Source organism: Enterococcus sp. OL5 (genome assembly GCF_006491895.1).
Taxonomy (GTDB): Bacteria; Bacillota; Bacilli; order Lactobacillales; family Enterococcaceae; genus Enterococcus_D; species Enterococcus_D innesii.
The window spans coordinates 212,078-235,468 of the sequence record NZ_VHIL01000003.1; the positions used below are offsets into that span (position 1 = coordinate 212,078).

A 23,391-nucleotide genomic window follows, 5' to 3' on the forward strand; every position below is an offset into this window, starting at 1 on the left:
CAAAAGACAAACCTTATGATTGCATAAGGTTTGTCTTTTTCTTGCCTATTCCTCTTGTAAAATCGTTTGGGCAACTAGCTTCACGTATTGATCCATGCCATCTGGATTTGGATGGACCCGATCTTCATAAAACCAGGACTCTTGGTCATTACTCAAATCATACCAATCGATCAAGGTCATATTGTCGTATTTTTCCGCCATGCGCTCCAACATCCGATTGACTTCATTTTGCCAACGCTGTGTCGGTACCCGCACATTGATCCAGTAGACTTTGCGATCACCGATCTCATTCATAAAGCTGTCAAATTGGGCTTCTGTAAAGGAACCATTCGTCCCTAGCCCCACAAGGACGGTATCCCGTAAAAGATTTTTTTCTTTCAAGTCTTTGATCAATTCAGGGCTCGCATACAGCTGGCGCCCAACATCCCCATCAACTACCGCTTGGGTAAAGACTTCTTTCAAGTCAGCCGTTGCATCCAACATCACAGAATCACCAAAAGCCGTGATTTCAAGAGATTCTGCTTTTTTCACTTGGGCTGCTGTTAGATCATACTTTTCCATGATATTTTTTTCATCTTCACTCGTGTTCGCCTCATCATCCGTTTCATTGCCTTCAGCATTCGCATTCTTTTGCGATTGCTCAGCCGCTTTTTTATTGGCCGCAATGTTGTCTCTCAACTGCTGCTGCTGGGCATCGACATAATTCGTCGGTGCAGTCACGACGCCAAACAAAGCAACGAGGGTAATGAGTAAGCTGGGCACTAACCACGGTTTTTTCCAACTAAAAATTGGTTTACTGAACCAACCGCGGACCGTTCTGAATGTATCTTTGTACTGGAATTTACGCATTGGGTTTTCGATAAACCGATAGGACAATTCACTGATAAACAAGATCAAGAATAGTTCCACTAACGTGTGCATCAGTACGTTCTCACCGATATTTCCCACTTTTGCTTCGTAAAATATCATCACTGGAAATTGATACAAATAGATCCCATAACTGCGCTTGCCGATATAACTGAAAATCGGATTACTCAATACCCGATTTAAACTGGCTCCGGGATGAGCGGTGACTGCCACAAGAATCGTACATAGGATACTGATCAAGAACATGCCGCCATAATAGACAAAGGTCAAATGATCATCTAAGAAAAAGAACGCTGCGATCAGACCAGCCAAGGAAGCAAAACCAGAGATATTTAAGACCCGTTTGGCTTTTTGCGGTATCTCTTTCTTCAAGTGAGTACTTGGCCAAATGAATGCTAAGGCACTCCCCATCCAGATCGAAAAGAGTCGCGTATCTGTTCCATAATAGACCCGTGTTGGATCAGCACCCGGTGTGTAAAGGACCGCTAACAGAATTGCCGATAAAATCGTGACTGCGGCAGTAAATTTAAAGGCGCGATGCCTCTGCTTGCCGATTTTCATCAACAAAATAAACACTAAAGGCCAAATCAGATAGTTCTGTCCCTCCACAGCCAATGACCACAGATGGGTAAAGGGGGATTCATTGCCGAACCGATCAAAATAGGATAACCCATGATTGATCTGCCACCAGTTGTTGTAATACAGCAGCGAGCTAACAAAAACCCCGCGCAAATTATTCAGCAGGTTTCGCTGGAACAAAGTGATATACGCTGCTGAGATAAGCAGCATCACCACCATTCCTGGATAGAGCCGTTTCATCCGCCGAACATAAAAATCTTTGACTTTGATTTTGCCGTTTTGATCCCACTCTTGCCTCAGCAAGTCAGTGATTAAATAACCTGATACGACAAAGAATACTGGAACTCCTAAATACCCGCCTCGCATATGAGTAGGTAGTAAATGATATAAAATAACGCCGATGACTGCCAAGGTGCGAATGCCGTCGAACCCGGTAATATAGCGGCTTGTACTTAAACGTTTGTTCATTCTCCAACCACTTTTCTCTAATTGATCCAATTGTTTCATAAAAAAACAATTTCAGCATGAACGCTATTGATTCCATACTCTCATAATTTACCAGAAATCCCCCATATAAAGCTAGCAACATCTGCTATATTTCAAAAAAATTAATTTTTAGCGAAAAAAAAGTACTTCTATAAAGAAATACTTTTTTCAACTCCTTTTTTACAGTTCTTCTTCATAAAACCGACCCAAAATCTGGACATTTTCCGCAATACTAACAAAGGCTTTTGGATCGGCTTCTTTCATAGCACTGCGCAGCATCGGCAGTTCAAAGCGTGTGACTACCGTCAGCAAAACCGTTTGTTTGTCATGTTTGTAGGCTCCTTCGGCTTCATTGATGATGGTAATGCCTCGCCGCATATGTTTTTGGATCGTCTGAATGACTTCTTCTGGGTTGCGAGTGATGATCGTCACCTGCATTTTCTTTTGTTTCGTAAAGACCGCATCCGTCACTTTTCCACTGACAAAAATCGCGATCGCACTATACAACGCATATTGCCAGCCAAACAAGATCCCAGCGGCGAACAAAATAACAATGTTAAAGAAAATCGATATCGAGCCGATCGTCTTCCCTGTCCGTTTGCGGATGGCAATGCTGACAAAATCCAGCCCTCCGGAAGAAAGACCATTCTTCAAGGCATAGCCGATCCCCACTCCATTGATGGCACCACCGAAAATCGCACAGATCATCGGGTCCGTCGTGACGGTTTCTTCTGGCAAAATTTGCACGAATAAGGATGTCAATAAAACAGTGATTCCAGTAAAGATCGTAAATTTGTGGCCGATCTTAAACCAGCCAAGAAAAAATAATGGCACATTCAACAATAATAGCGCAAGAGATAAGGGGATATAAAACCCGATCCATTCTCTTGAGATCGTAGTAATGATCTGAGCGACACCGGTAATGCCGCTGGAATAAATATTGCCCGGCTGATAGAAAAAATTGACCGCAATCGATGCCAGCAGTGCGTACACGATCGAGAATGAAAGTTTGTTGGCATATTCCGGATGAGGGAGCCATTTAAACAGAGGAGTCATTGCATTTCATAGCCTCACTTTTTTGATTTGCCTTTATTATACTTCAGCACATAAAAAAAGAAACGAGCAATGAAAGAAATGGGTGAATTCTCATGAACTTTTTTCATTCATTCACCAATTTCTATTTCATCACTCATTTCATCATGGGTTTAACGCTTATTCGTTTTCTTCAACCGTTGTTACATCAATGCTCAAGTCAAACAGTTGCATTGGCGAAACGGTACTTGGCGCTTGCGACATTGGATCAGCCGCTTTCCCATTTTTAGGGAAGGCAATGACTTCGCGAATGTTTTCTTCACCAGCCAATAGCATGACTAATCGGTCTAACCCAAGGGCGATGCCGCCATGTGGTGGGAAACCATAATCCAAAGCATCCAATAAGAAGCCAAATTGATTTTGCATCTCGCGACGTGAGAAGCCTAGCGCTTCAAACATTTGCTCTTGCACTTCCCGTGTATGGATACGCAATGATCCGCCACCTAGCTCGTAACCGTTTAGCACGATATCGTAGGCTTGCGCATAGACTTTTGAAGGGTCTGTCGTTAACAACGGCAGATCGCTTTCTTTTGGCAATGTGAACGGATGGTGAGCAGAAACATAGCGACCTGCTTCTTCATCGTATTCAAATTGCGGCCAATCAGTGACCCATAGGAAGTTGAATTTGCTCTCGTCGATCAAGCCTAATTCTTTTCCTAATTTATTACGGATCGCCCCCAATGTTGCTGAAACGATCTCAAAGGAATCGGCACCAAACATCAGAATATCGCCAACTTCCGCATTGGCTGCTGCAATAATCGCGTCGGTTGCTTCCGTCAAGAATTTAGCGATCGGTCCTTTCAATCCATCTTCTTCAACTTTGACCCATGCCAATCCTTTGGCACCAAATTGGCCAGCGTAATGACCTAGATTGTCCATGTCTTTTCTGGAGTATTTGTCTGCAGCCCCTTTGGCGTTTAAGACTTTCACAACGCCGCCTTTTTCAAGAGCCATTTGGAAGACTTTAAAATCAACGTCTTTCACAACTTCTGATAAGTCGATAAGCTCCATGTCAAACCGTGTATCTGGTTTGTCACTGCCGTAGCGTCCCATTGCCTCATCATAGGTCATCCGTGGGAATGGCAAGGTAACTTCGATGCCTTTGACTTCTCGCATCACTTTTGCCAATAGCTCTTCCGTATAGGTTTGAATTTCTTCTGCCGTCAAGAAAGAGGTTTCGATATCGACTTGGGTAAATTCTGGTTGACGGTCGCCGCGCAAATCTTCGTCACGGAAGCAACGTACGATTTGATAGTAGCGATCGAAGCCAGCACCCATCAATAACTGTTTAAAAATTTGTGGTGATTGTGGCAACGCATAGAAATGACCTGGATAGATCCGTGAAGGAACCAAATAATCCCGCGCGCCCTCTGGTGTTGATTTTCCTAGATAAGGTGTTTCGATATCTAAGAAGTCGTTCGTGTCTAAGAAATTGCGGATCACTTGCGTCGTTTTCGCCCGCATCACGATGTTGTTCGTCATTTTTGGACGACGCAAGTCTAAATAACGGTATTTCATGCGAATCTCGTCGCCAACGGTTTGATCATCTTCAATCAAAAAGGCTGGTGTTTTTGCAGTGTTTAAAATCGTGATTTCGCTGATCATCACTTCATAGGCACCTGTCACCATTTTCGGATTGATGGCTTCTGGTGCACGATTGATTACTTGACCCGTTACTTCTAATACATATTCGCTGCGGCATTTGTCCGCGATTTCCCAGGCTTCTTTCGAAACCTCAGGATTGAAGACGATTTGCACGATCCCTTCCCGGTCGCGTAAGTCAATAAAAATCACGCCACCTAAGTCACGGCGCTTTTGCACCCAGCCTTTTAGAGTTACTGTCTGGTTTAAATGGGTCTCATTTACTAACCCGCAATATACTGTACGTTTTGTCATTCTTTTTCTCCTCACTCAAACATTTTGGTTGTCATTTCATCGTAGATCTCATCGAAGCGGGCATAAAGATCCGCTAACGTAAATTGTTTTTCTTCACGGCTTGCCATGGATTTGATATTGATCACTTGTTCTGCTAATTCTGTTTCGCCTAGAGTCAGAACCAACCGTGCTCCTTGTTTATCAGCAGATTTGAACTGGGCTTTGGCTTTACGATCCATGAAATCACGATCGGCAGAAAAGCCGAAATTACGAATCGCTTGCACGACTTTCAGCGCTTCTAAATTGGTTTCTTGTCCCAAACCAACCACATATGCATCTAACTCATTCAAAGCAGGAATCACAACTTCTTCGGCTTCCATAGTGATCAATAAACGTTCGATCCCTAAAGCAAAACCAAAACCAGGTGTTTCTGGTCCCCCTAGCTCTTCCACTAAATGATTGTAACGACCGCCGGCACAGATGGTGGCTTGCGCCCCCATTTTTGGTGCCTCACTCATGATCTCAAAAATCGTGTGGGTATAATAATCCAGACCACGCACCATATTCGAATCGATCTCATAAGGGATCTCCAACGCATCCAGCATACTCGTTACGGTTTCAAAATGTGCCTTGGCATCTGGCGTTAAGTAGTCTAGGATCGATGGCGCATCTGCCACAAATTTTTGGTCTCGCTTGTCTTTGCTGTCAAGGACTCGCAAAGGATTTTCATGCAAGCGGCGTTTTGAATCCTCACTAAGCTCTGCTTCATGGGGCGCTAGATAATCGATCAACGCTTGACGATAGTTTTGGCGTGTTTCTTTGTCGCCTAATGAATTGATGACCAAGCGCAATTGACTCAGTCCTAATTGACGATAAAAATCCATTGCCATCGCCATTGTCTCAACATCGGTCGCTGGATTTGCTGAACCGAAAACTTCGACACCGATTTGGTGGAATTGACGCAAACGGCCTTTTTGCGGACGTTCATAACGGAACATTGGTCCCATGTAAAACACTTTATACGGCTTCGTATGTTCTGGTCCGAATAGTTTATTTTCGACATAAGAACGAGCGATCGGTGCGGTGCCTTCTGGACGCAACGTCACATGCCGCTCTCCTTTATCGTAGAAATCATACATTTCTTTTGAAACGATATCCGTTGTATCCCCGACACTGCGGGCGATCACTTCAAAGTGCTCAAAAATCGGTGTCCGAATCTCGTTGAATTGGTAATCGCGAAACACTAAACGTGCTGTTTCTTCCACAAATTGCCATTTTTCGGATTCTCCTGGCAAAATATCGTTGGTTCCTTTTGGACGTTGGTAACTCATCGTATGCATCCTCCTATTTGTTTCATGGTTGCCCATGTTCTTTGCTTTCATTGCTTGTTTGCTTATTCACCTATTGCTTGTTTCTCATTGATGTGGGTGGGTTGTTCTCGTGTTTGACTTTTGGGTTATTGCGCTTTTAGTGGTTGGTTGCTGCTGGTCATCATCTATTCTGTCTTGCTCCAAAAGACAATCCCAGTGATTCCTAGTTTGGTTACTACGCTCCCTGTGGTCGCCTAGTACTGTTCATCATCTGCTCTGTTCCGCTATGCGGACCAGTCATTGTGATTCCTAGTTTGGTTACTACGCTCCCTGTGGTTGCCTAGTACTGTTCATCATCTATTCTGTCTTGCTCCGCAAGCCAATCATAGTGATTCACAGCAAAAAACTCGCCCTTGTTTTTTATACAAGGGCGAGTTTTGATTACACGCGGTACCACCTAAATTCGAGAAATGTTCTTCTCCTCTCGATTAACGCTCGGTCACGGAACAGCTTTTCTTCTGTTCATCTCCAGATTGTCTTTCCTTTACACGTCCTAAACTGCTTTCAGCCGGGGCAGTTTTCTCTTTTAAGGAATAGAATAAAGTACTCGATCCTTCACTGATTTTTGATATTATCTATAAACTACAAGAAAGCTATGAAAAAGTCAAGGTGTTTCACTGTCTTTTTCACTCCGCTGCTCTCTAGTAGCATTTTCTTTAGTGGTCAACACAAAGAAGCTCTCCTTCTGTTTGCTTTTCTTCCTTTTTGCGTTATGCTGAATAACGAAGGTTTTGTTTCTATGAAAGGAGCTGTTTTTATGTCTTTATATTCAGGCTATATCCGTCAACCACACTACTATGAGACCGATCAAATGGCGATCATCCATCACGCCAATTATATTCGCTGGTTTGAAGAAGCCCGCGTGGAATTACTCGCGTTTTTGGATTTACCGTATCATACCATCGAAGAAGCGGGCTTGATCGTTCCCGTGCTGGAAGTCAGTGCGCAATACAAAACGATGATTCGTTACGAAGATGAGGTGCGAATCGATGTTTTGGTCGACAAATATACGGGCACGCGTTTGGATTTTCGCTATGAGATCTACAAAACTAGTGATGGTCAGTTGGCAACGACGGGGACTTCAAAGCATTGTTTTTTAGCAAAAGAGACCAATCGCATCGTGCAGCTGAAGCGTAGTTTTCCTGAAATCCATCAACGATTTGCTGATTATGCTGCCCTGTCAGGGGAATAATCAATTCTGATCACTCATTTAAGTCAAAATCCTTGCTTTTTGAAACGGCTTTCGTATAATCAAAAGTAATTTCAGGGAAGGATGATGGCGATGTACGTGATTAAAGTTTTGCATGGTTACATTGGCAAAGATGGTCGTCGCACTCGTGAAAAAATTCCAGACAAGTTATGGGTCTTTGAAGATCGGAAGCAGTCCGAAGCATTTGCAGATAAAATTGGTGGTCGCGTCAAACCGTTAACTGAAGTCAAACAGCATACGTAAAAAAATAAGCCGTTATCGTCTTTTGCGCATAGACGATAGCGGCTTATCTTTTTTACTGCGAAACAGGATTAGTCATCCAATTCGGTTTCTAGTACTTCACCTGTTTGGGCATTGATTTTCACATCTGTTTGTTTGTTGCCATCTTCTACTTTTACTTCCCAATAGGTTACATTCATTTCTTTGTCTAATGACCAATCTGTTGCTTGACCACCGCCTGCTTCTTTCACGGCGATATCAGAAATTTCTTCCAATGAAAGCAAGTTGGTTAGGTCCAATTGATCGGCATCTTTTTTGACACCGTTTTGTTCATCGGCATCCAATTTTTCCGTTCTTTCTTCAGAAGTTTCTTTGGTTTCTGCATCGATCTTTAATTCAAACTCATTCGTGTCATCCACGCCTTCTACTTGGTAGAAGTAATTGCCAAAAGAAGTATCCAAATCAATCGAAGTGATCGCTGCATCTGGGTATTTGTCTTGGAATATTTGGATCGCTTCTTCTACGGTCACCGTAGGTAAGCCGCCATTGGCGATCGCTGCACTGCTTGAAGAGCTGTCTGTTGCTTGTGACGACGTTGTTTCACTCGATGAGGCAACTGCTGTGCTTGAGCTGCTGTTTTGCGCAGGTTCTGAATTTCCCGTGTTGTTTTGTGTACATCCTGCCAATAATCCTAATGCGGCAATTCCGAATAAAATAGTTGTTTTTTTCATGTTTCATTCCTCCAATTGTTTGTGTATTCCTTTTTTCTATATATTTAGAATAACAAGTTCCTCATGAAAAAGAATCAAAAATGCTTGAAGAAAATCTAAAAAAATCTTCATCTTTCTCTTTCATTTGGAAAGGCAAGTTTAAAGATACTGCCTTGCGGTTGATTGTCTGTCACGGTAATTTTGGCATGATACTTGTCTGCCAGCTGTTTTACCAATGAAAGCCCGATGCCTGAACCAGCAATCTGACTGGAACGAGAATCTTCTACTCGATAGAACCGTTCGAAAATCAAGGGTTTCTTATCATCGGGAATCCCAATGCCAAAATCGACGACGGTCAAAGACATCTGTCTCTGCTCTTGCGTCAAGGTCACATGAATCGGCTGATCGGCAGGTGAATACTTCGCGGCATTTTCTAACAGGTTTTGGATGATTTGCTGGAAGTCACGCTTATGCCCACGTTTCATACATTGGTTCTCCACAAAATATTCAATCGATTGCGGAACGATCGTCGCTTGTTTTTCACACTCTTCTCGGACGATCTGGGAAACATCAACAAGGGTCATTTCATCTTGGGATTGATTTTTTTCTAGGTCCAACAATTGATTGCTCAATGTTTCCAAACGCTTCGACTCTTTGTCGATAAACGCCATTGAGGAAGGAATGACTTCGGGATGTTTGGTTCCACGCCGCTGGATCAATTGGACATGTCCGCGAATCGCAGCTAAAGGTGTCCGCAGCTCATGGGAAGCATCGGCAACGAACCGTTTTTCCCGTTCGATCGTCTCTCGCTGTTCTTTCAATAATTTATTAAAGGCCAATGCCACCGAACGAATCTCGATGGGCTCTTCAGAAACCGTCAGTTCTCCTGTTCGACTTTGTTCAATGGCAGCAATTTCTTGCGCCATACCCGTAAGCTTCTGACTCCATTTCCCGACACTCCAATAAATCAGCAGACTGCCCACGACAACAGCGATCAGATTCAAGAAACTGCTGATCATAAAGAGGCCATAGGCTAATTCCACACTATCCTCCCCATTGATAGCGATCGTCACCTGATCCCCATCGACTTCTTGGGTTTTCGTGTAATAGATGCCCTCCTCTGTAAAAACGATGTCTTCGAGAAAAGGAATCACTCGCCCTTGATTGATATCGGCAAAAATCTCTTCCGCATCTTCTGATGAAACGACACTGCCATCGGCTAAGATTACTTGCAGGGCGTCTTCTTCATCTGCCGAGACATAGGCATTGACGAGAAAGTCCCAGGCATCCCCTGATGCCTCACCTTTTTCGATGGCTTCGAGAATGTTGCTGGCACGATTTTCGATATGTTCAAACAAATAACCTACGGATAATAAAATAAACAGCAGATTGAAGAGAATCAGCAGACCAAAGAGAATCAAGGAAAAGCGGCTCGTCAATTGAAACTGGGCTGTTTTTCTACGTTGGTTGGCTGACTTATTCTTCATGATCGGTCCTCAAGACATAGCCTAATCCACGAACGGTTGCGATCATTTTGCCTTTGCCGCAAACATCCAGCTTGTTCCGCAGTGTGCGGATATAGACATCTACAACATTCGTTTGGCCGTCGTATTCATAGCCCCAAATCTCATTCAATAGGTCATCTCTCGTTTTGACGACCTCGGGTTCTTTCATCAATTCATATAAAATCCCAAACTCTTTGGGCGTCAACTCAATGGTTTCACCGGCAACCTGAACCAAGTGCTTGGCGATGTCCATCATCAGCTCCCCCGCCACTAATTGGTTTTGCTGGTTCTTTTGTTGTTTGGCTTCTCGTTGCAACCGCCGCTCGATCACCCGAATTCTGGCAAACAGTTCTTCGATTTCAAAAGGTTTCGTTAAATAATCATCTAATCCGACATCAAGCCCCGTCACCACATCGGCGGTTTGATTTCTGGCGGTCATCATCAAAATCGGGATGTCGCTTTCTTTGCGTATCCGCCGCGCCACTGTGATGCCGTCATAGATTGGCAGCATCCAATCCAATAAAATCAGATCAAAGGCATTTGCTTGCTGATTGAACAAGGTCAATGCCTCTTGCCCATCTTTGGCCCAGACCGTGTCATATCCCTCAAAAGTCAATTCGGTCTGAATAAAACTGGCTAAACTTTCTTCGTCTTCTACTAGCAAGATCTTCAAGGCCATATGCGCTCCTCCTCCTGTTTTGCTTCTATCATAACGGATTTTTTCGAAACTTCCTAACTGATTGAAAGAAAAAAATCATGAAGATTTTTTCATGTTCAACAAAAAAAGACGGCATGAACCAAGGTCCACTCCGTCTTTCATTTATTACATATTTTTTGCTAGCTGATACGTGCCAACGAGTTCCCCTTGTTGGAGTTGAAGCACGTAAGGACATGTTTCAGCTAAAAACTCACGATCATGACTGATCACCGCTAACAGATCAACTTCTTTAGCGACTGTTCGCAACAGTTTTGCGACTTCTTCCATTTGCTGCAAATCTAACCCACTCGTTGGTTCATCGAAAAACAACAAGCGTTTACCAGAAAGCAGGGCACTGCCGATGGCAACTCGTTGTTTTTCCCCACCCGACAAGCTTTGCGGATGTCGGGCAAGGAGTGGTGTTAAGTGCAACAATGAGACAATTTCTTCAAAACGAGCTGGGTTTTGGGCTTTGATCAGCAGCTCTTTTTCCACCGTTTCAAAAAACAGCTGCAAGTTGACATCCTGCATCACAAGAAAGCTTTCCTGCAGCAACTGCTTTTGGGTCCGCTTTTGTCCATTGATGGCAAATACTGCTTCTGGGCATTTTTTCAATCCTGACAGGACTTGCACCAACGTACTTTTGCCAGCACCATTTGGTCCAACGATCCCCACCGCTTGCTTCGTCGGCAATTGTAGTTCAGGCAAGTTAAGCGCCCAATTTCTGCTGTTTGCTGAGCGTTTCGATTGCTTGATCTGCAGATGCGTTGCCCTTAATCCAGACTTTTCTGGCAAAGATTCTCGGCAGTGCTGAGTTTCCAATGCCGCCTCGCCTACTTTTCGCAATCCCAACTCGTGAATTGCCTCCTCTGATAGTGACAAAAGCTGAGCTGCTGGATAAGACGCCCGCAATCGTCCTGCTTCTAATAGACAGAAGCGATCTGCCAGTGGCGCCAAATACGCCAAGCGATGTTCGGCGATCACAATGGTTTTCCCTTGTTGTTTTAAAGAAGCCAATCCTTGAGTCAACTTTTGGATCGCTTCTTGATCCAAATTACTGGAAGGCTCATCCAATAAGAACACATCATGGGGCAGCATCGTGGCTGCAGCGAGTGCAATCAGCTGCTTCTCCCCACCAGATAGGTCAAAGACACTAGCATCAAGCAACGGGGTCAGGGAAAACTGCTGGGCTACTTCGGTGATTCGTTGCCGAATGTTTTCTGGTGCGATGCCCGCATTTTCCATCGAAAAAGCCAACTCCGAATAGACATCCGTGGTGAAAAATTGCGTCTTGGGGTTTTGAAAGACGACGCCGATCGTCTGGGCATAATGGGAGAAATCGGCAACTGGCAAGTCTGTTTCTCCGACACGGATCTTCCCTTGCACTTCGGCAGGATACAGCTCAGGGATCAAGCCATTCAAAACATTGAGCAAGGTCGATTTTCCGCTGCCGCTAGCGCCGCACAAAACGATGACTTCCCCAGCTGCGACCGTCAAAGAGAGCTCAGATAATACGGTCCGATTTTCTCGTTTCACTGACACTTGTTCTAATGTGATCATCCAAGCCACATCCTTTTCACGATAAAGCCGCATAATGCTAAAAAGACCAAGCCATCCCACCAGCGCAGCTTCAGTTCGTGGACGGTGGTATGGGGAGTTTCTGATGCTAACCCGCGAACCAGCGCCGTAGCCGACAGTTCGGTTGCGGTCTTTTCAGCCGACATCAGTAATGGGATCAAAAAATACTCCGCACTTTGCAGTGGATGAAGCAAGATCGATCCTGCCGACAGCGAGATGCCGCGAAAGCGCATCGCTTGGCGAATACTTTTGAAATCTTGTACCAATGTGGGAAAAAAACGAAATAAGACTGCCAGCGGGACTAATAATACGTTGGGCACGTGCATTTTTTGCAGCGCAGCCATCCACTCACTGTTTTTCGTCCCGCTAATGGCAAAAGCCGCCGCCATGATCGTTGGCAATAAGCGGCGATAACCGACGGAAAAGAAATCCAGCAACACGATCAATGCGTGGTTACCTTGGCGAAACAAAAAACTATCTGCCATTGTCAGCAAAACAAACACGCCATAGAGCAGCAAGCCTTTTTTCCAAAAGCCGCTGACTATAAATAGCAGCAGTAAGAAAGTGACAAAGGCAAACTCATCGATCCAACTGATGGTCACCATCATAGTAAAACTAGCAAAGAGAATCACCGCTAATTTGCTGCGGGGATCAAACCTTGTTTTCGACACATTCCTCACCCTTTATGCGATTGGATCGTTGGTTGAAAATGTTTTTCCATCAAGCGACTGCCGATACCTAAACCAGCCACCGCACCAATCAAAACAGCCAATGCACAAAGCCCTAACATCAAATTGGAGGTATGAGCAAACACGCCGGCAATGTAGGTTTCATCTTTTCCGCGAGCCACTAATGAATCGATGTAGGCATTTTTCATAAACCACAGGGGTAAGATCGGGCCCATCAAGCCAAAACTAAAGACGATATAACTCGCCAGTACGCGAACGTTCTCCTTGAGCTTTGTTTTGTATTGGATCAAATCAGCTGCTAAGGCACAAATCATATTGGGCAAAAAGGCCAATGGAAAATGTCCTGAAATCAAAAAAAAAGAGCCCTACCACGGTACCCATAATGGTGATTGCGCCAAATTTCGGTACTTTATTCAATAAAATCAGATAGATAATGCCAGAAAACAAAGCGGTGACTGCTGGAATAAATAAATTATGAAAACCTGGGATCACAAAACGCAAAATCAATAGACAGACGCTCATTAAAAGAAAATAGATCGCGGTATAGATCCCTACTGCAATTAAATCTTGAACCTTTAGTTTTTTCACTGCGTATACGCTCCTTCTTGCAAGCAATCAATGAAAAAACCGTTGCTGCTTGCTTGTACAAACTTATTTTTACAAAGCCTCAGTATAGCACAAAGCAGACGTTTTTATGGGGAGATATGCTTATCAACAGTCGATTTTCTTCTAGAACAGAAACAACAAACAGAGGTGTCTTCTGAATGACTCCATTTCAACACACAGGAACCTTTAAAGATCCACTAATGGAAAACGATGCTTTCACACGCTTAGTTGTTTTCTCCTCTTCCCATCTTTGCGAAATTAATGAATAATAGATAAGGACAAACACTAAAAATCAGCACAGACTCGTCATCATTTTCTTTGTCAAGAAACCAGCAGGTGCTTCTATAAAAAACAATAAGCAAGCTGACTGTCGCTTTTTCGTTGAAGAAAATCAATGCTGTAGTGCTATGTAAACAGCATAAAACCAACTATAAAAACATTTTGACACTTGATTTCAAGGCATTGTCAAAGACATTTGATCGTTAGAACGCAGACATTGTCCTACACTAATGGTAGAAGGAGCGGATAAAATGAACTTAAGCAAACAAATAAAAAAACATCGGGAACGATTAAGTCTCTCTCAGGAAGGGCTGGCAGAAAAACTCTATGTCTCCCGACAAACGATCTCAAATTGGGAGAATGAAAAAAGTTATCCTGATGTTCACAATTTATTATTGCTCAGTGTTCTATTTGATGTTTCTTTAGATGAATTAGTCAAAGGAGATGTTGAACAAATGAAAGAAACGATTGAGAAAACAGCAATGGATCACTACACGAAAATAATGTTGGTCTTTACATTGTTGGCCGCATTATCTGTTGGGCCTGCACTCTTTTTACCAGGACACTGGTGGATTGCCCCGCCTCTATGTTTTTGGCTCGTCTCCATGTATGCCGCATTGAAGATCGAAAAAATCAAGAAAACCCAAAATATCAAAACGTATAAAGAGATCGTTGCCTTCATGGAAAATCAAGACCTCGATGCCATTAGGAAAAAGCGGGACATCAAAAAAGATTTTCTCTCAAAAACAGTCATCGTCTTGATCTTTGCCTTGATTGTCGGCATCATCGCATGGCTTAGTACACTGCCGCATTTACTGATGCGCTGACAAAAAACACAGGTTGAAGCTGCTTTTCATAAATGAGCAGCTGCACCCTGTGTTTTTTCATCTTCACCAATGTAAGCTTTCACAGGCCCGATTTCAAGTTTCTCTGCAGTATAATTTAAAAAATCAACTCTTTAGCTATCATAAAATCTATAACAATTCTGGGTCTTCTCTATAAACAAAAGGCGAGGCTGTAAAAAAACAACCTCACCATTGCTCAACTATTCAAAATCCGCATGTCGACCGAACATTTTTTCTGATGTTTCTCCAGTTTCTTCCATTAAATTCAATACCATGCCATCAAACATCAAAAATGCTAACTGTTCAAAGGCTGAACCCATTGGTTGAGCGAAATCATCTTCGTTGCGGTCATTTTCTTCTTTCGTCGTTCCAGGTAATACTAATACAGCATCGGCAAGTTTCCCAATTGTCGACTCTTTCTTCATTGTGACCAATGCTAAATCAACACCGCTTTGTTTGGCTTTTTCCGCCAGACTCTTCAAGCTGCCAGTTTCTCCAGAACCAGAGCAGATGATTAATAAATCCCCTGGTTTTGAATGGGGTGAACTGATTTCTCCAACTAAGCTAACAGAAAACCCTAAGTGCATTAAACGATTTGCAAAAGCTTGAATCGCGATACCCGAACGGCCGGCGCCATTTAAAAAGATGTGGTTCGCGGCTTTGATTTGATGAACAAAATTTTCAATTTCAGAGAGATCAATTTTCTTCGCATTTTGAGTTAGTTCATTCAGTATATCCAGTGTGTAGTTTTTCATTCGATTATTCTCTCCTTTAAGCGATCGTTCTTCCGCCATCCATCAAAATCGTTTGTCCTTGGATATATGAATTCGCCGGATCAGCTAAAAAGATTGCTAAATTCGCAACATCTTCGATCGTCCCAAAACGGCGAACCGGAATCTTTTCAATGACCGCATCCAAGCTTTCTTGTGTTGGATAATTCACTCGCATCATTTCACCAGTATCGATCAAACGTGGAGCGATCGCATTGACATTGACACCTCTTGGTCCTAATTCTTTTGCTAATCCGCGAATTAGTCCTTCTCCTCCTGCTTTAGAGGCCGGATAGGAAACACCGCCGCCCGTTCCGCTTAATGCAGAACCTGAACTAATATAGACGATCGACCCTTCGTTTGTCAGAAAGTCATTGTAGAAAGCTTTGACTGTATTAAACAACCCTGTAAGATTGATACTTAACGTTTTATTCCATTCTTCAAAAGAAATATCATTCATTTTATTGGCAAAGGCCACACCCGCATTTAACACTAAGAAATCAATTCGGCCAAATTCTTTGAGAACTTTTTCACGAGCTTCTACCAAAGCATCCGGATTCGAGACATCCGCTTGAACAAACAATGATTTTACGTATTTTTCAGTAATTTCTTCAGCCGTTTTCGTCCCTGTTTCTGGATTATAGTCCACGATCACTGTGTTCGCTCCAGCGGCTGCAAATTTTTCGGCGATCCCTTTTCCAATTCCGTGTGCTGCTCCTGTTATTAATGCAACTTTTCCTTCAAAATTTTCCATTGATCTTTCTCCTCATTTCTTATATTTGTTGATGATAGCGACTCCCACTTAAAACTAAAAGTGGGAATCGTATCAAGAATCAGCTATTTATCGCTTCTCTTAGCGCTTGATATTGAGCCTTTTTATCGCCTGAGAACAGTGCTCCACCGACTACGATCAGTTCTGCCCCAGCTTCGGCACATTCTTTAGCAATTTCTTTATTTACGCCGCCATCGACTTCGATCTGAATCTTGCGATCGCCAATCAACTCTTTTGTCTGACAAATTTTTTCTAGGCTTTTGCGAATAAATGTTTGACCTGGTTGTCCAGGATTGATGGTCATAATCAAAATATAATCGATGTCATCCAGCAAATATTCTAAAATAGCTTCTGGCGTGCCAGGATTGATGACTACACCGGCTTTTCTTCCAGCCTTACGAATCTTTTGCAAAATCGAATGGATATGTGGTGTTGACTCGTAGTGAACAGAGATCATTTCTGCCCCTGTAGCAATCACATCATCAATATGATCTTTAGGATTTTGAACCATCATATGGACATCGAAGACCATTTTTGAATTCTTTTTCATTTCAGCGATCTGATTCGGACCAAACGCAATATTAGAAACGAAATTGCCGTCCATCAAGTCTACGTGTAAAATTTCTGTCTTTTCTTCTTCTAAAAACTGGATATCGTCTTGTAAATGCATGATATCTGCTCCAAAAATCGATGGTAATATTTGTGCCATTTTTATATACGCCTCTTTCTTTTTTTATCTAGAACATTTCTTTAAAAAATTGTCGATAACCAGTAAGTAAAGATACTCCAAGGTCCTGTCAATACAAAGTCAGTTCCTTGACCTTGCAGGCCAACACCTGCCCCATTCAGCATTTCAGTTGCTCCCGGAGCGACATAACCTCCCAAGTACATGACAATGACACAAAATAATACTGTTGTAATAATCGATCGCAATAAGTTTCCTTTGCTCGCCATAACTGTCATGACGGACATATAAATAATCGACATCAAGATTCCGATTGGGAATGTTTTGATCCCAGGTAAAGCCAATGCACAAAGCATTACTAAGGGGATCGAAATAACAGTTGTCGTCGTTGTTGTCGGGTCGCCTAATCCTAGTGCTACGTCCATCCCGATATTCAAATCAGCATCTTCACCCATTTGTTTCGTCATAAAGTCTTTCGCAGCTTTTCCAATTGGCGATAAACCATCCATCAACACGCCTACTACTCGTGGCATTAGAACCATTACACCTGCAACGCCCATCCCCATTGGAATGATTTCAGTGATTCCTTGACGCGTCAGTAATCCTAAGAGAACACCCACAATCGTACCAATGATCACCGGTTCTCCCAGCACACCGATCCTTTTATTTACGCCTTCTAAGCTAACATCCAATTTATTTAAACCAGGAATAAAATCAATCAACTTATTCAACAACCAAGCAATGATCAACGTCCAGCCAGTATGAATGATCGTCGTACAAGTCGTGCCTTCTAAACCATAGTATTCCTGCCACATTGGTGCTACCCAGTCACCAACAAACAAGGCTAAGACTGACAAAGCAACTGTTACACCAAGACCAATAAAGAAGTTATCGAAAATAAAGTAAGCCAATGCACCAGGTACTAGAAAATGCATATAATTCCAAATATCAACATTTAATGTTTTAGTTAATTTCAAACGGACAAGAACTAAATTGATTACTAAACCAATAGGAATCGCCAAGCCGGCAAAAGGTGCCATCCACGATGCCGCCCCAACGGCTGGCCAACCAATATCCGTGATCGTAAATCCTGAACCCATACTAGAATAGTAATCAACTGCCGGGTCTAAAGACGTATTCAACAATCCCACAACTAAAGTTAGTCCGATAAACCCAACGCCAACTGTTAAACCAGCTTTTACAGCATCACCTAATTTCATTCGGAAAACTAACCCTAAAATCGTGATTATGATTGGTAAGATTGCTGAAGCACCCATACTAGTAATGGTTTGTACGATATTAATTAATGTATCCATTCCCATTCTCCTTTTTCGTTTTTCGTTTTAATGAGTAAAAGATTGAAATAACTGCTATTATTTAAATTCTTGTCTTATTTACTTAATGTTTAATCAGAATACTTTTCTGATTGAATATGATACTATGAAGTCAGTTTTAGATTGGTATACCGTTCCGCTTTGGTTTCGAGGCAAAAGCGGAACAGGTATACTTTTTTTATGAATTTTGAATCTCTTTTAGTTTTTCTAGCAGATTTGCTTTTAATTTGGCTTCATTAATCCCTGTCACAAATCCCATGATACTCATCACTGGTACATCAATGTCGCCTTTATAGTTGTTGGTTGTTAACACGATATCGGCATTTTGACTCATTGATGGTAATTCCGTCATACTACATTTGTTTAAACTGATGTGAATATCGTTTTCTTTACATAAAGCCTTCACTTCATCTGCTGCTACTGTTGACGTTGCGATCCCGCTTCCACACGCTACTAAAATATTTACTTTTTTCATCTTTATTTCCTCCTATTTAAATTTCAACAACGACTGCTGAGATTTTTTCCATTACTTCTTTTGCTGATTTTGCTGATTGAATGTCTTTAACGAACGCTTCTTGTTGGATCAAGCCAATGACTTGCTTCAAAATCTGTAAATGCTGTGTCCCATCGTTTAGTCCTAAGATAAAGAATAGATCAACATCAATTTCTTCATCTGCATCTTCCATTTTCTTCATTTTAATCGGTTGTTTTAATGTGATGACTGAAATAAATGATTGCTTGATATACTCTGGATTCCCGTGTGGAATAGCAACTGTATGTGTGCCTAAATCTAAGCCCGTCGGATAATTTTCTTCTCTTTCAACAATGAAGTTGTAAAACCCTTCTTTAACATAGCCTTTATCACTAAAAATCTTAGCCGTCTGTTTAAATAATTCTGTACGATCTGCACTATCTAAATTAAGAACAACCAGTTCTTCTTTGACATAATCTTTTAACATGAATTTAGCTCCTTTACTTTTTTGGTGAGTGTTTCATTCCTTGACTAAATCATAAGCGCTTTCAATAAGATTTACTATTTCTGTTTTTCACAAAAAGTGTAAATAAATCTGGCTCAATTGTGATGTACATAGAAAAAGCAAGACAATCGGATTTGTCTCGCTTTTCAAGTCATTCTGATTAAAAAGAATTGTACTTTTAAGCTTCATTTTGTTCCCTTGAAAAGTTTTGTATTGCTTTAGTTATCTTTTTGGCATCGCCATATTTAACTATTCTATCAATGAATTCAGCATCTTTGGCAATACGATTGATCTGATAAAGAATTGGTAAATGACTCGTTTTATCAGGTGTCGTCAATAAAACGACAACATGGACTCGCTCACTTTGATAAATGATTCCCTGCTTTAATACTAAAATACACACGCCTAGACTCTGTTTCATTCGCATTGGATCTAAGTGAGGCAGGACGACCCGTTGTCGAAGCATAATATATGCTGGTTGATTCTTATATTCTTTCTTTAGCATTTTCGTATATTCATCCGTCACAATATTATCCTTGATCAACGTTTGGCTGGCCAATTCAAGAATGTTTTCCCAGGATAGTTGCTCTTCTACAAACAAGACATGCTTCTCGCAAACAACGTCAGCTATCTCACTACTAGAATTGCTCTTGTTTTCCTGTCCAGACTTGCGATCAATTAACAATAAAGAATCTAGATCTTCAATAATCTTTGTTTCAATACTTTTATCAACTGAGACATATTGCTTCAAAATATCCACAATCTGTGAAGATCTTATACTATCAAAATCAAGTTGAAAAACATCTTTTATTACATCTTGCCGTAATTGCAACTGATCGCTTCTATTTAAAATTTCGTTAATGACATAAACTTTCTTATCCGATTTCACAGGGACTGTAGAAAAAACATGTCATGTGGGAGTATAAATTTTTCGTATTCTCGAAGGGAATTTGTTGGATAAAAAAGAAATTCTGGGAAGATTTCTTTCAGCTTTTGTTCAATCAATTTTGACATGGAAATTCCATTTGGGCATAAGATAGCCACCTTGATGATTTTGTCTTCCAAGTCACTATGCTCTGTACTGATTAGGTGACCACCTACAAATAAGGTAATATATGCGATCTCTTCATCCGCTATTTCGGTTTGAAAAAACGCTTCTAGAGGTGAAATAGATTGTCGTACAAAATCATGTAAAACACTATACTCAGAACGAATTTTATCATAAAGAACATTTCCTGTAGAAAGATCGTATTTTATACGATAATAGGCCGGTTTAAAATGATTCAGTAATTTTTTTAACAGATCTTTTTTATCAGAGAGCACCAATAGCGTATTCATTTCAAATTCAGTTAAGAATTCCCATAAAGAATTAGCTAGAAAAGGTAAATCTTTTTCTGAAACCAATCTCTTATTTCGAACGTTTGAACTTAACAATTGTAGAGAGATAAAGACTTTTTCTTCCTCAGGTAAATCAGGAAAATCTGTCGTGATATAGGAAAGAGATTGGTATTCTTTCGTATTCTCAATTTCTTCTCGATCATCAACGCGACAGCTATCGATTGATTGTCCACGGTCGATTCTTACAAATATTGAAGAAATAAAATAGATCAATGGGTAAAAATCTTCATCTGTGTATTTAACACCTAAAAACTTTTCTATCTTTAAGACGTCATCCATGACGTGCTCCATGTAGTTCTGTGAGCTTCCTAGTAATTGGATGGTCACATTTTCTCCATAATTTCGATAAATTCGACTGATGGCGTGAAATAGTATGATTCGTTTGTCCCATTCTTCTCCCAAGATCACGTATCCTCTTTTTCGAGAAAATTCAATGGCCAAATGGTACTTCTTCAGCAATTCCTTAGCCCTTTTTATATCTGTTAAGGCAGTATTTTTACTGATTTGAAGTTCAATACAGAAATGATCAAGCGACAGCTCTTCAATTCTTGTTAATATCATTATTAGTAGTAGCTGTACTCTGTCTTCTTTTGAAAAAACAATATCCTGTACTGTTTGGTGAATCGTCAAATAATCAGCGGCTTTATTTTTTGCATAAAAGTAGCCATTTCTTCTTTCTATCACAGGCAATTCTTTTTCAAGCAGTTTTTGGTTGATTGACTCTACACTATAAGCTAGTTGCCTTTGCGATATTTCAAAGTACGTTAATAAGTCTTCTTCCTTTAAACTTCGATGTTTTATTAACTGTCGAAGTATATCCTGATCACGATTACTCATTTTGCAGACCTCCTTCAGTAAATAATAAGCGCTTTCAAAGTGAATATCTAATTTTTTTTAGTTCAAAAAATGTAAAAAAGAAGCGCGTGATTGTGATGAGCAAAAACAATTGATTCAATTAAAAAATATAGCATACGGAAATAGAGAGTTTTTACTTTTCAAATGGCTTTTCACTAAAATTCTATACCTACGTGATGTAATATACGAATAAAATACTAATATGGAATGTACTAATATTGATAGAACGATGGAAACACAGCTCTATCAACAAAAACTTGTCAAAGCTTCTATACAACTAAGTGCCTACTTCTCACTGAACGATAATGAATGGTCGGTTATTTTACTTTCCAGCGCTTTTGAAAGTGTAATTTTCTTTTGAGGCCATCAGATAACTTGCTTTTTTTACTTATTAAAGGAGCATCTTCAAATTTTTACAAATACAATTAGGATATGCTTTAACTTCTCCCAATCCAGGAAGAGGTATCAACAGTCTGATAATATTCCTTAGTCCGATTGAAATAAAAACAAGCGACCATTTATTATTGATAAAGGACAAAAAAGCCGCTCGAATGAGCGGCCTTTGCGTTATTAGATAAATCGTTATCTGATTATTTGTTTAAAGCGTCTTTTGCTTGGTCAGCTAATGCAGTAAATGCTGCTGCATCGTTTACAGCCAAGTCAGCTAACATTTTGCGGTTGATGTCGATTTCAGCTAATTTCAAGCCGTGCATCAATTTTGAGTAGCTTAAGCCATTCATACGAGCCGCTGCGTTGATACGAGCGATCCACAATTTGCGGAAGTCGCGTTTCTTTTGACGACGATCGCGGTATGCGTAGTTGTATGAATTCATTACTTGTTCTTTTGCTGTTTTAAATAGAGTGTGTTTAGAACCGTAGTAACCTTTTGCTAATTTAAGCACTTTTTTACGACGTTTACGAGTTACTGTTCCACCTTTAACACGTGCCATGTATAATTCCTCCTAATATGAAAATCGATAATTGTTTGTATACGTGAAGCTTGGGTTACGCAATTATTTCATGCGTGCTAGTTGTTGACGGATACGTTTGTAATCGCCAGCTGAAACCATTGAAGCTTTACGCAATTGACGACGTTGTTTTTTTTGTTTTGCCGTGGAAACGGTGACTGGTAAAGGCACGGAAGCGTTTCAATCCGCCGCCGCCAGTGCGTTTTACGCGTTTTGCTAATCCGCGGTGTGTTTTTTGTTTTGGCATAACTAATTTCCTCCTCAAAATCTTTCGTTATCTGACTTTAAACTGAAACTCAGTGAGTCATTATTTATCGTTTTTTGGTGCTAATACTAAGAACATACTGCGGCCATCCATTTTTGGCTTTTGCTCAACAGTTGCCAAATCAGCAGTTTCTTCCGCCAAACGATCTAACACTTTCTGACCAATTTCTTTATGGGTAATGGCACGGCCTTTGAAACGGATCGAAGCTTTCACTTTGTCCCCTTTTTCAAGGAATTTACGTGCATTACGCAATTTTGTGTTGAAATCATTGACGTCGATCGTTGGACTTAAACGAACCTCTTTAATGTTGATTACTTTTTGTTTCTTACGAGCTTCACGGTCTTTTTTCTGTTGCTCAAAGCGGAATTTCCCGTAATCCATAATTCTTGCTACTGGCGGCTTAGCATTTGGTGCCACCAATACCACATCAAGGTTTGCTCGTTCTGCAATTTGCAATGCTTCAGCTTTACTCTTTACACCAAGTTGTTCGCCGTTTTGATCAATCAAACGCAATTCACGTGCACGAATGCCGTCGTTTACCATCATATCCTTTGCTATGGTCATTCACCTCCGAGTTTTTTGAGAGAAAGAAAAGCTTGTCGATTCGAAATCAGACAATAAAAAAAAACGAGTTCTTCACGAACCCGCACGTACTCCACACAAATAAATGGTAGGAATCCTATTCTGCCCAGCGATATCTTCACTCAGGCGAGAAGCGGGTGCTTCTGCTTTTATTTCTCAACTTTTATAGTATACTGCT

The 23,391-nt window shown here is 41.2% G+C and carries 22 protein-coding genes, 2 pseudogenes and 2 other annotated features; of the genes and pseudogenes, 3 read left to right on the forward strand and 21 right to left on the reverse strand.

Translation table 11 applies throughout. The features are described 5' to 3' along the window. Positions 1 to 45: 45 nt before the first annotated feature. The 4 genes from FJU10_RS05245 to hisS all read right to left on the reverse strand — a co-directional run bounded on the left by FJU10_RS05245 (position 46) and on the right by hisS (position 6,230). Entirely contained in the window at positions 46 to 1,914 is a 1,869-nt protein-coding gene (locus FJU10_RS05245; RefSeq protein WP_096741702.1) for an acyltransferase family protein, read from the reverse strand. Between the two features lie 198 nt (positions 1,915 to 2,112). Then, a complete protein-coding gene (locus tag FJU10_RS05250; RefSeq protein ID WP_005233887.1) occupies positions 2,113 to 2,988 on the reverse strand; it encodes a YitT family protein in 876 nt (291 codons plus the stop codon). A 156-nt stretch (positions 2,989 to 3,144) separates the two neighbouring features. Continuing rightward, the gene (gene aspS, locus FJU10_RS05255; protein ID WP_140965331.1) at positions 3,145 to 4,920 is read right to left on the reverse strand and encodes an aspartate--tRNA ligase; all 1,776 of its coding nucleotides are present in this window, start codon (positions 4,918 to 4,920) and stop codon (positions 3,145 to 3,147) included. Positions 4,921 to 4,931: 11 nt separating this feature from the next. After that, the gene (gene hisS, locus FJU10_RS05260) at positions 4,932 to 6,230 is read right to left on the reverse strand and encodes a histidine--tRNA ligase (protein ID WP_140965332.1); all 1,299 of its coding nucleotides are present in this window, start codon (positions 6,228 to 6,230) and stop codon (positions 4,932 to 4,934) included. Between the two features lie 402 nt (positions 6,231 to 6,632). Next, positions 6,633 to 6,837 (reverse strand) — a binding site (T-box leader). A gap of 189 nt (positions 6,838 to 7,026) precedes the next feature. Between hisS and FJU10_RS05265 the strand changes: the two genes are divergently transcribed. Both FJU10_RS05265 and FJU10_RS05270 read left to right on the forward strand, forming a co-directional pair. Next, entirely contained in the window at positions 7,027 to 7,461 is a 435-nt protein-coding gene (locus FJU10_RS05265; protein WP_008379539.1) for an acyl-CoA thioesterase, read from the forward strand. A 90-nt stretch (positions 7,462 to 7,551) separates the two neighbouring features. Further along, a complete protein-coding gene (locus tag FJU10_RS05270) occupies positions 7,552 to 7,722 on the forward strand; it encodes a hypothetical protein (protein WP_008379536.1) in 171 nt (56 codons plus the stop codon). Between the two features lie 68 nt (positions 7,723 to 7,790). Here FJU10_RS05270 and FJU10_RS05275 read toward each other — a convergent pair whose 3' ends face one another. The 6 genes and pseudogenes from FJU10_RS05275 to FJU10_RS05300 all read right to left on the reverse strand — a co-directional run bounded on the left by FJU10_RS05275 (position 7,791) and on the right by FJU10_RS05300 (position 13,465). Continuing rightward, entirely contained in the window at positions 7,791 to 8,429 is a 639-nt protein-coding gene (locus FJU10_RS05275) for a PepSY domain-containing protein (RefSeq protein ID WP_010750007.1), read from the reverse strand. A 107-nt stretch (positions 8,430 to 8,536) separates the two neighbouring features. After that, the gene (locus tag FJU10_RS05280) at positions 8,537 to 9,895 is read right to left on the reverse strand and encodes a sensor histidine kinase (protein ID WP_140965333.1); all 1,359 of its coding nucleotides are present in this window, start codon (positions 9,893 to 9,895) and stop codon (positions 8,537 to 8,539) included. Then, positions 9,885 to 10,592 (reverse strand): response regulator transcription factor, encoded by a 708-nt coding sequence (locus tag FJU10_RS05285; protein WP_008379528.1) that lies wholly within the window; start codon positions 10,590 to 10,592, stop codon positions 9,885 to 9,887. The genes FJU10_RS05280 and FJU10_RS05285 overlap by 11 nt, the downstream gene beginning before the upstream one ends. Positions 10,593 to 10,736: 144 nt before the next feature. After that, positions 10,737 to 12,170: an ABC transporter ATP-binding protein gene (locus tag FJU10_RS05290; protein ID WP_140965334.1), complete on the reverse strand. Its 1,434-nt coding sequence runs from the start codon at positions 12,168 to 12,170 to the stop codon at positions 10,737 to 10,739. Beyond that, complete coding sequence (locus tag FJU10_RS05295; RefSeq protein WP_086337864.1) at positions 12,167 to 12,868, reverse strand: energy-coupling factor transporter transmembrane component T; 702 nt, start codon at positions 12,866 to 12,868, stop codon at positions 12,167 to 12,169. Before FJU10_RS05295 ends, FJU10_RS05290 begins: the two co-directional genes overlap by 4 nt. After that, positions 12,865 to 13,465, reverse strand: a pseudogene (locus FJU10_RS05300) (MptD family putative ECF transporter S component). The gene FJU10_RS05295 and the pseudogene FJU10_RS05300 overlap by 4 nt, the downstream one beginning before the upstream one ends. Before the next feature lie 548 nt (positions 13,466 to 14,013). Between FJU10_RS05300 and FJU10_RS05305 the strand changes: the two are divergent. After that, complete coding sequence (locus FJU10_RS05305) at positions 14,014 to 14,589, forward strand: helix-turn-helix transcriptional regulator (protein WP_140965335.1); 576 nt, start codon at positions 14,014 to 14,016, stop codon at positions 14,587 to 14,589. A 218-nt stretch (positions 14,590 to 14,807) separates the two neighbouring features. On the opposite strand, the gene hxlB is transcribed toward FJU10_RS05305, so the two are convergent. The 11 genes and pseudogenes from hxlB to infC all read right to left on the reverse strand — a co-directional run bounded on the left by hxlB (position 14,808) and on the right by infC (position 23,195). Beyond that, complete coding sequence (gene hxlB, locus FJU10_RS05310; RefSeq protein WP_140965336.1) at positions 14,808 to 15,362, reverse strand: 6-phospho-3-hexuloisomerase; 555 nt, start codon at positions 15,360 to 15,362, stop codon at positions 14,808 to 14,810. A gap of 16 nt (positions 15,363 to 15,378) precedes the next feature. Next, positions 15,379 to 16,131: an SDR family NAD(P)-dependent oxidoreductase gene (locus tag FJU10_RS05315; protein ID WP_140965337.1), complete on the reverse strand. Its 753-nt coding sequence runs from the start codon at positions 16,129 to 16,131 to the stop codon at positions 15,379 to 15,381. A 79-nt stretch (positions 16,132 to 16,210) separates the two neighbouring features. Then, positions 16,211 to 16,858 carry a ribulose-phosphate 3-epimerase gene (gene rpe / locus FJU10_RS05320; protein WP_140965338.1) on the reverse strand — a complete coding sequence of 216 codons (648 nt, stop codon included), beginning with the start codon at positions 16,856 to 16,858 and terminating at the stop codon, positions 16,211 to 16,213. 41 nt (positions 16,859 to 16,899) lie between these two features. After that, positions 16,900 to 18,150 carry a PTS transporter subunit IIC gene (locus tag FJU10_RS05325; RefSeq protein ID WP_140965339.1) on the reverse strand — a complete coding sequence of 417 codons (1,251 nt, stop codon included), beginning with the start codon at positions 18,148 to 18,150 and terminating at the stop codon, positions 16,900 to 16,902. A gap of 196 nt (positions 18,151 to 18,346) precedes the next feature. Then, positions 18,347 to 18,643 (reverse strand): PTS sugar transporter subunit IIB, encoded by a 297-nt coding sequence (locus tag FJU10_RS05330; protein ID WP_087664593.1) that lies wholly within the window; start codon positions 18,641 to 18,643, stop codon positions 18,347 to 18,349. A 16-nt stretch (positions 18,644 to 18,659) separates the two neighbouring features. Further along, positions 18,660 to 19,127, reverse strand: coding sequence for a PTS sugar transporter subunit IIA (locus FJU10_RS05335; RefSeq protein ID WP_140965340.1), 468 nt, complete (start codon positions 19,125 to 19,127; stop codon positions 18,660 to 18,662). A gap of 196 nt (positions 19,128 to 19,323) precedes the next feature. Then, on the reverse strand, positions 19,324 to 19,977 hold the full coding sequence (locus tag FJU10_RS19290) for a PTS sugar transporter subunit IIA (RefSeq protein WP_223272974.1): 654 nt from the start codon (positions 19,975 to 19,977) through the stop codon (positions 19,324 to 19,326). Positions 19,978 to 20,030: 53 nt separating this feature from the next. Next, positions 20,031 to 21,380 carry a BglG family transcription antiterminator gene (locus tag FJU10_RS05340; RefSeq protein WP_223272975.1) on the reverse strand — a complete coding sequence of 450 codons (1,350 nt, stop codon included), beginning with the start codon at positions 21,378 to 21,380 and terminating at the stop codon, positions 20,031 to 20,033. Positions 21,381 to 21,988: 608 nt separating this feature from the next. Further along, complete coding sequence (gene rplT / locus FJU10_RS05345; RefSeq protein WP_010749133.1) at positions 21,989 to 22,348, reverse strand: 50S ribosomal protein L20; 360 nt, start codon at positions 22,346 to 22,348, stop codon at positions 21,989 to 21,991. Positions 22,349 to 22,411: 63 nt separating this feature from the next. Continuing rightward, positions 22,412 to 22,613, reverse strand: a pseudogene (gene rpmI, locus FJU10_RS05350) (50S ribosomal protein L35). Between the two features lie 60 nt (positions 22,614 to 22,673). Next, entirely contained in the window at positions 22,674 to 23,195 is a 522-nt protein-coding gene (gene infC, locus FJU10_RS05355; protein ID WP_005228103.1) for a translation initiation factor IF-3, read from the reverse strand. Positions 23,196 to 23,244: 49 nt separating this feature from the next. Then, positions 23,245 to 23,368 (reverse strand) — a sequence feature (ribosomal protein L20 leader region). Positions 23,369 to 23,391: the final 23 nt, after the last annotated feature.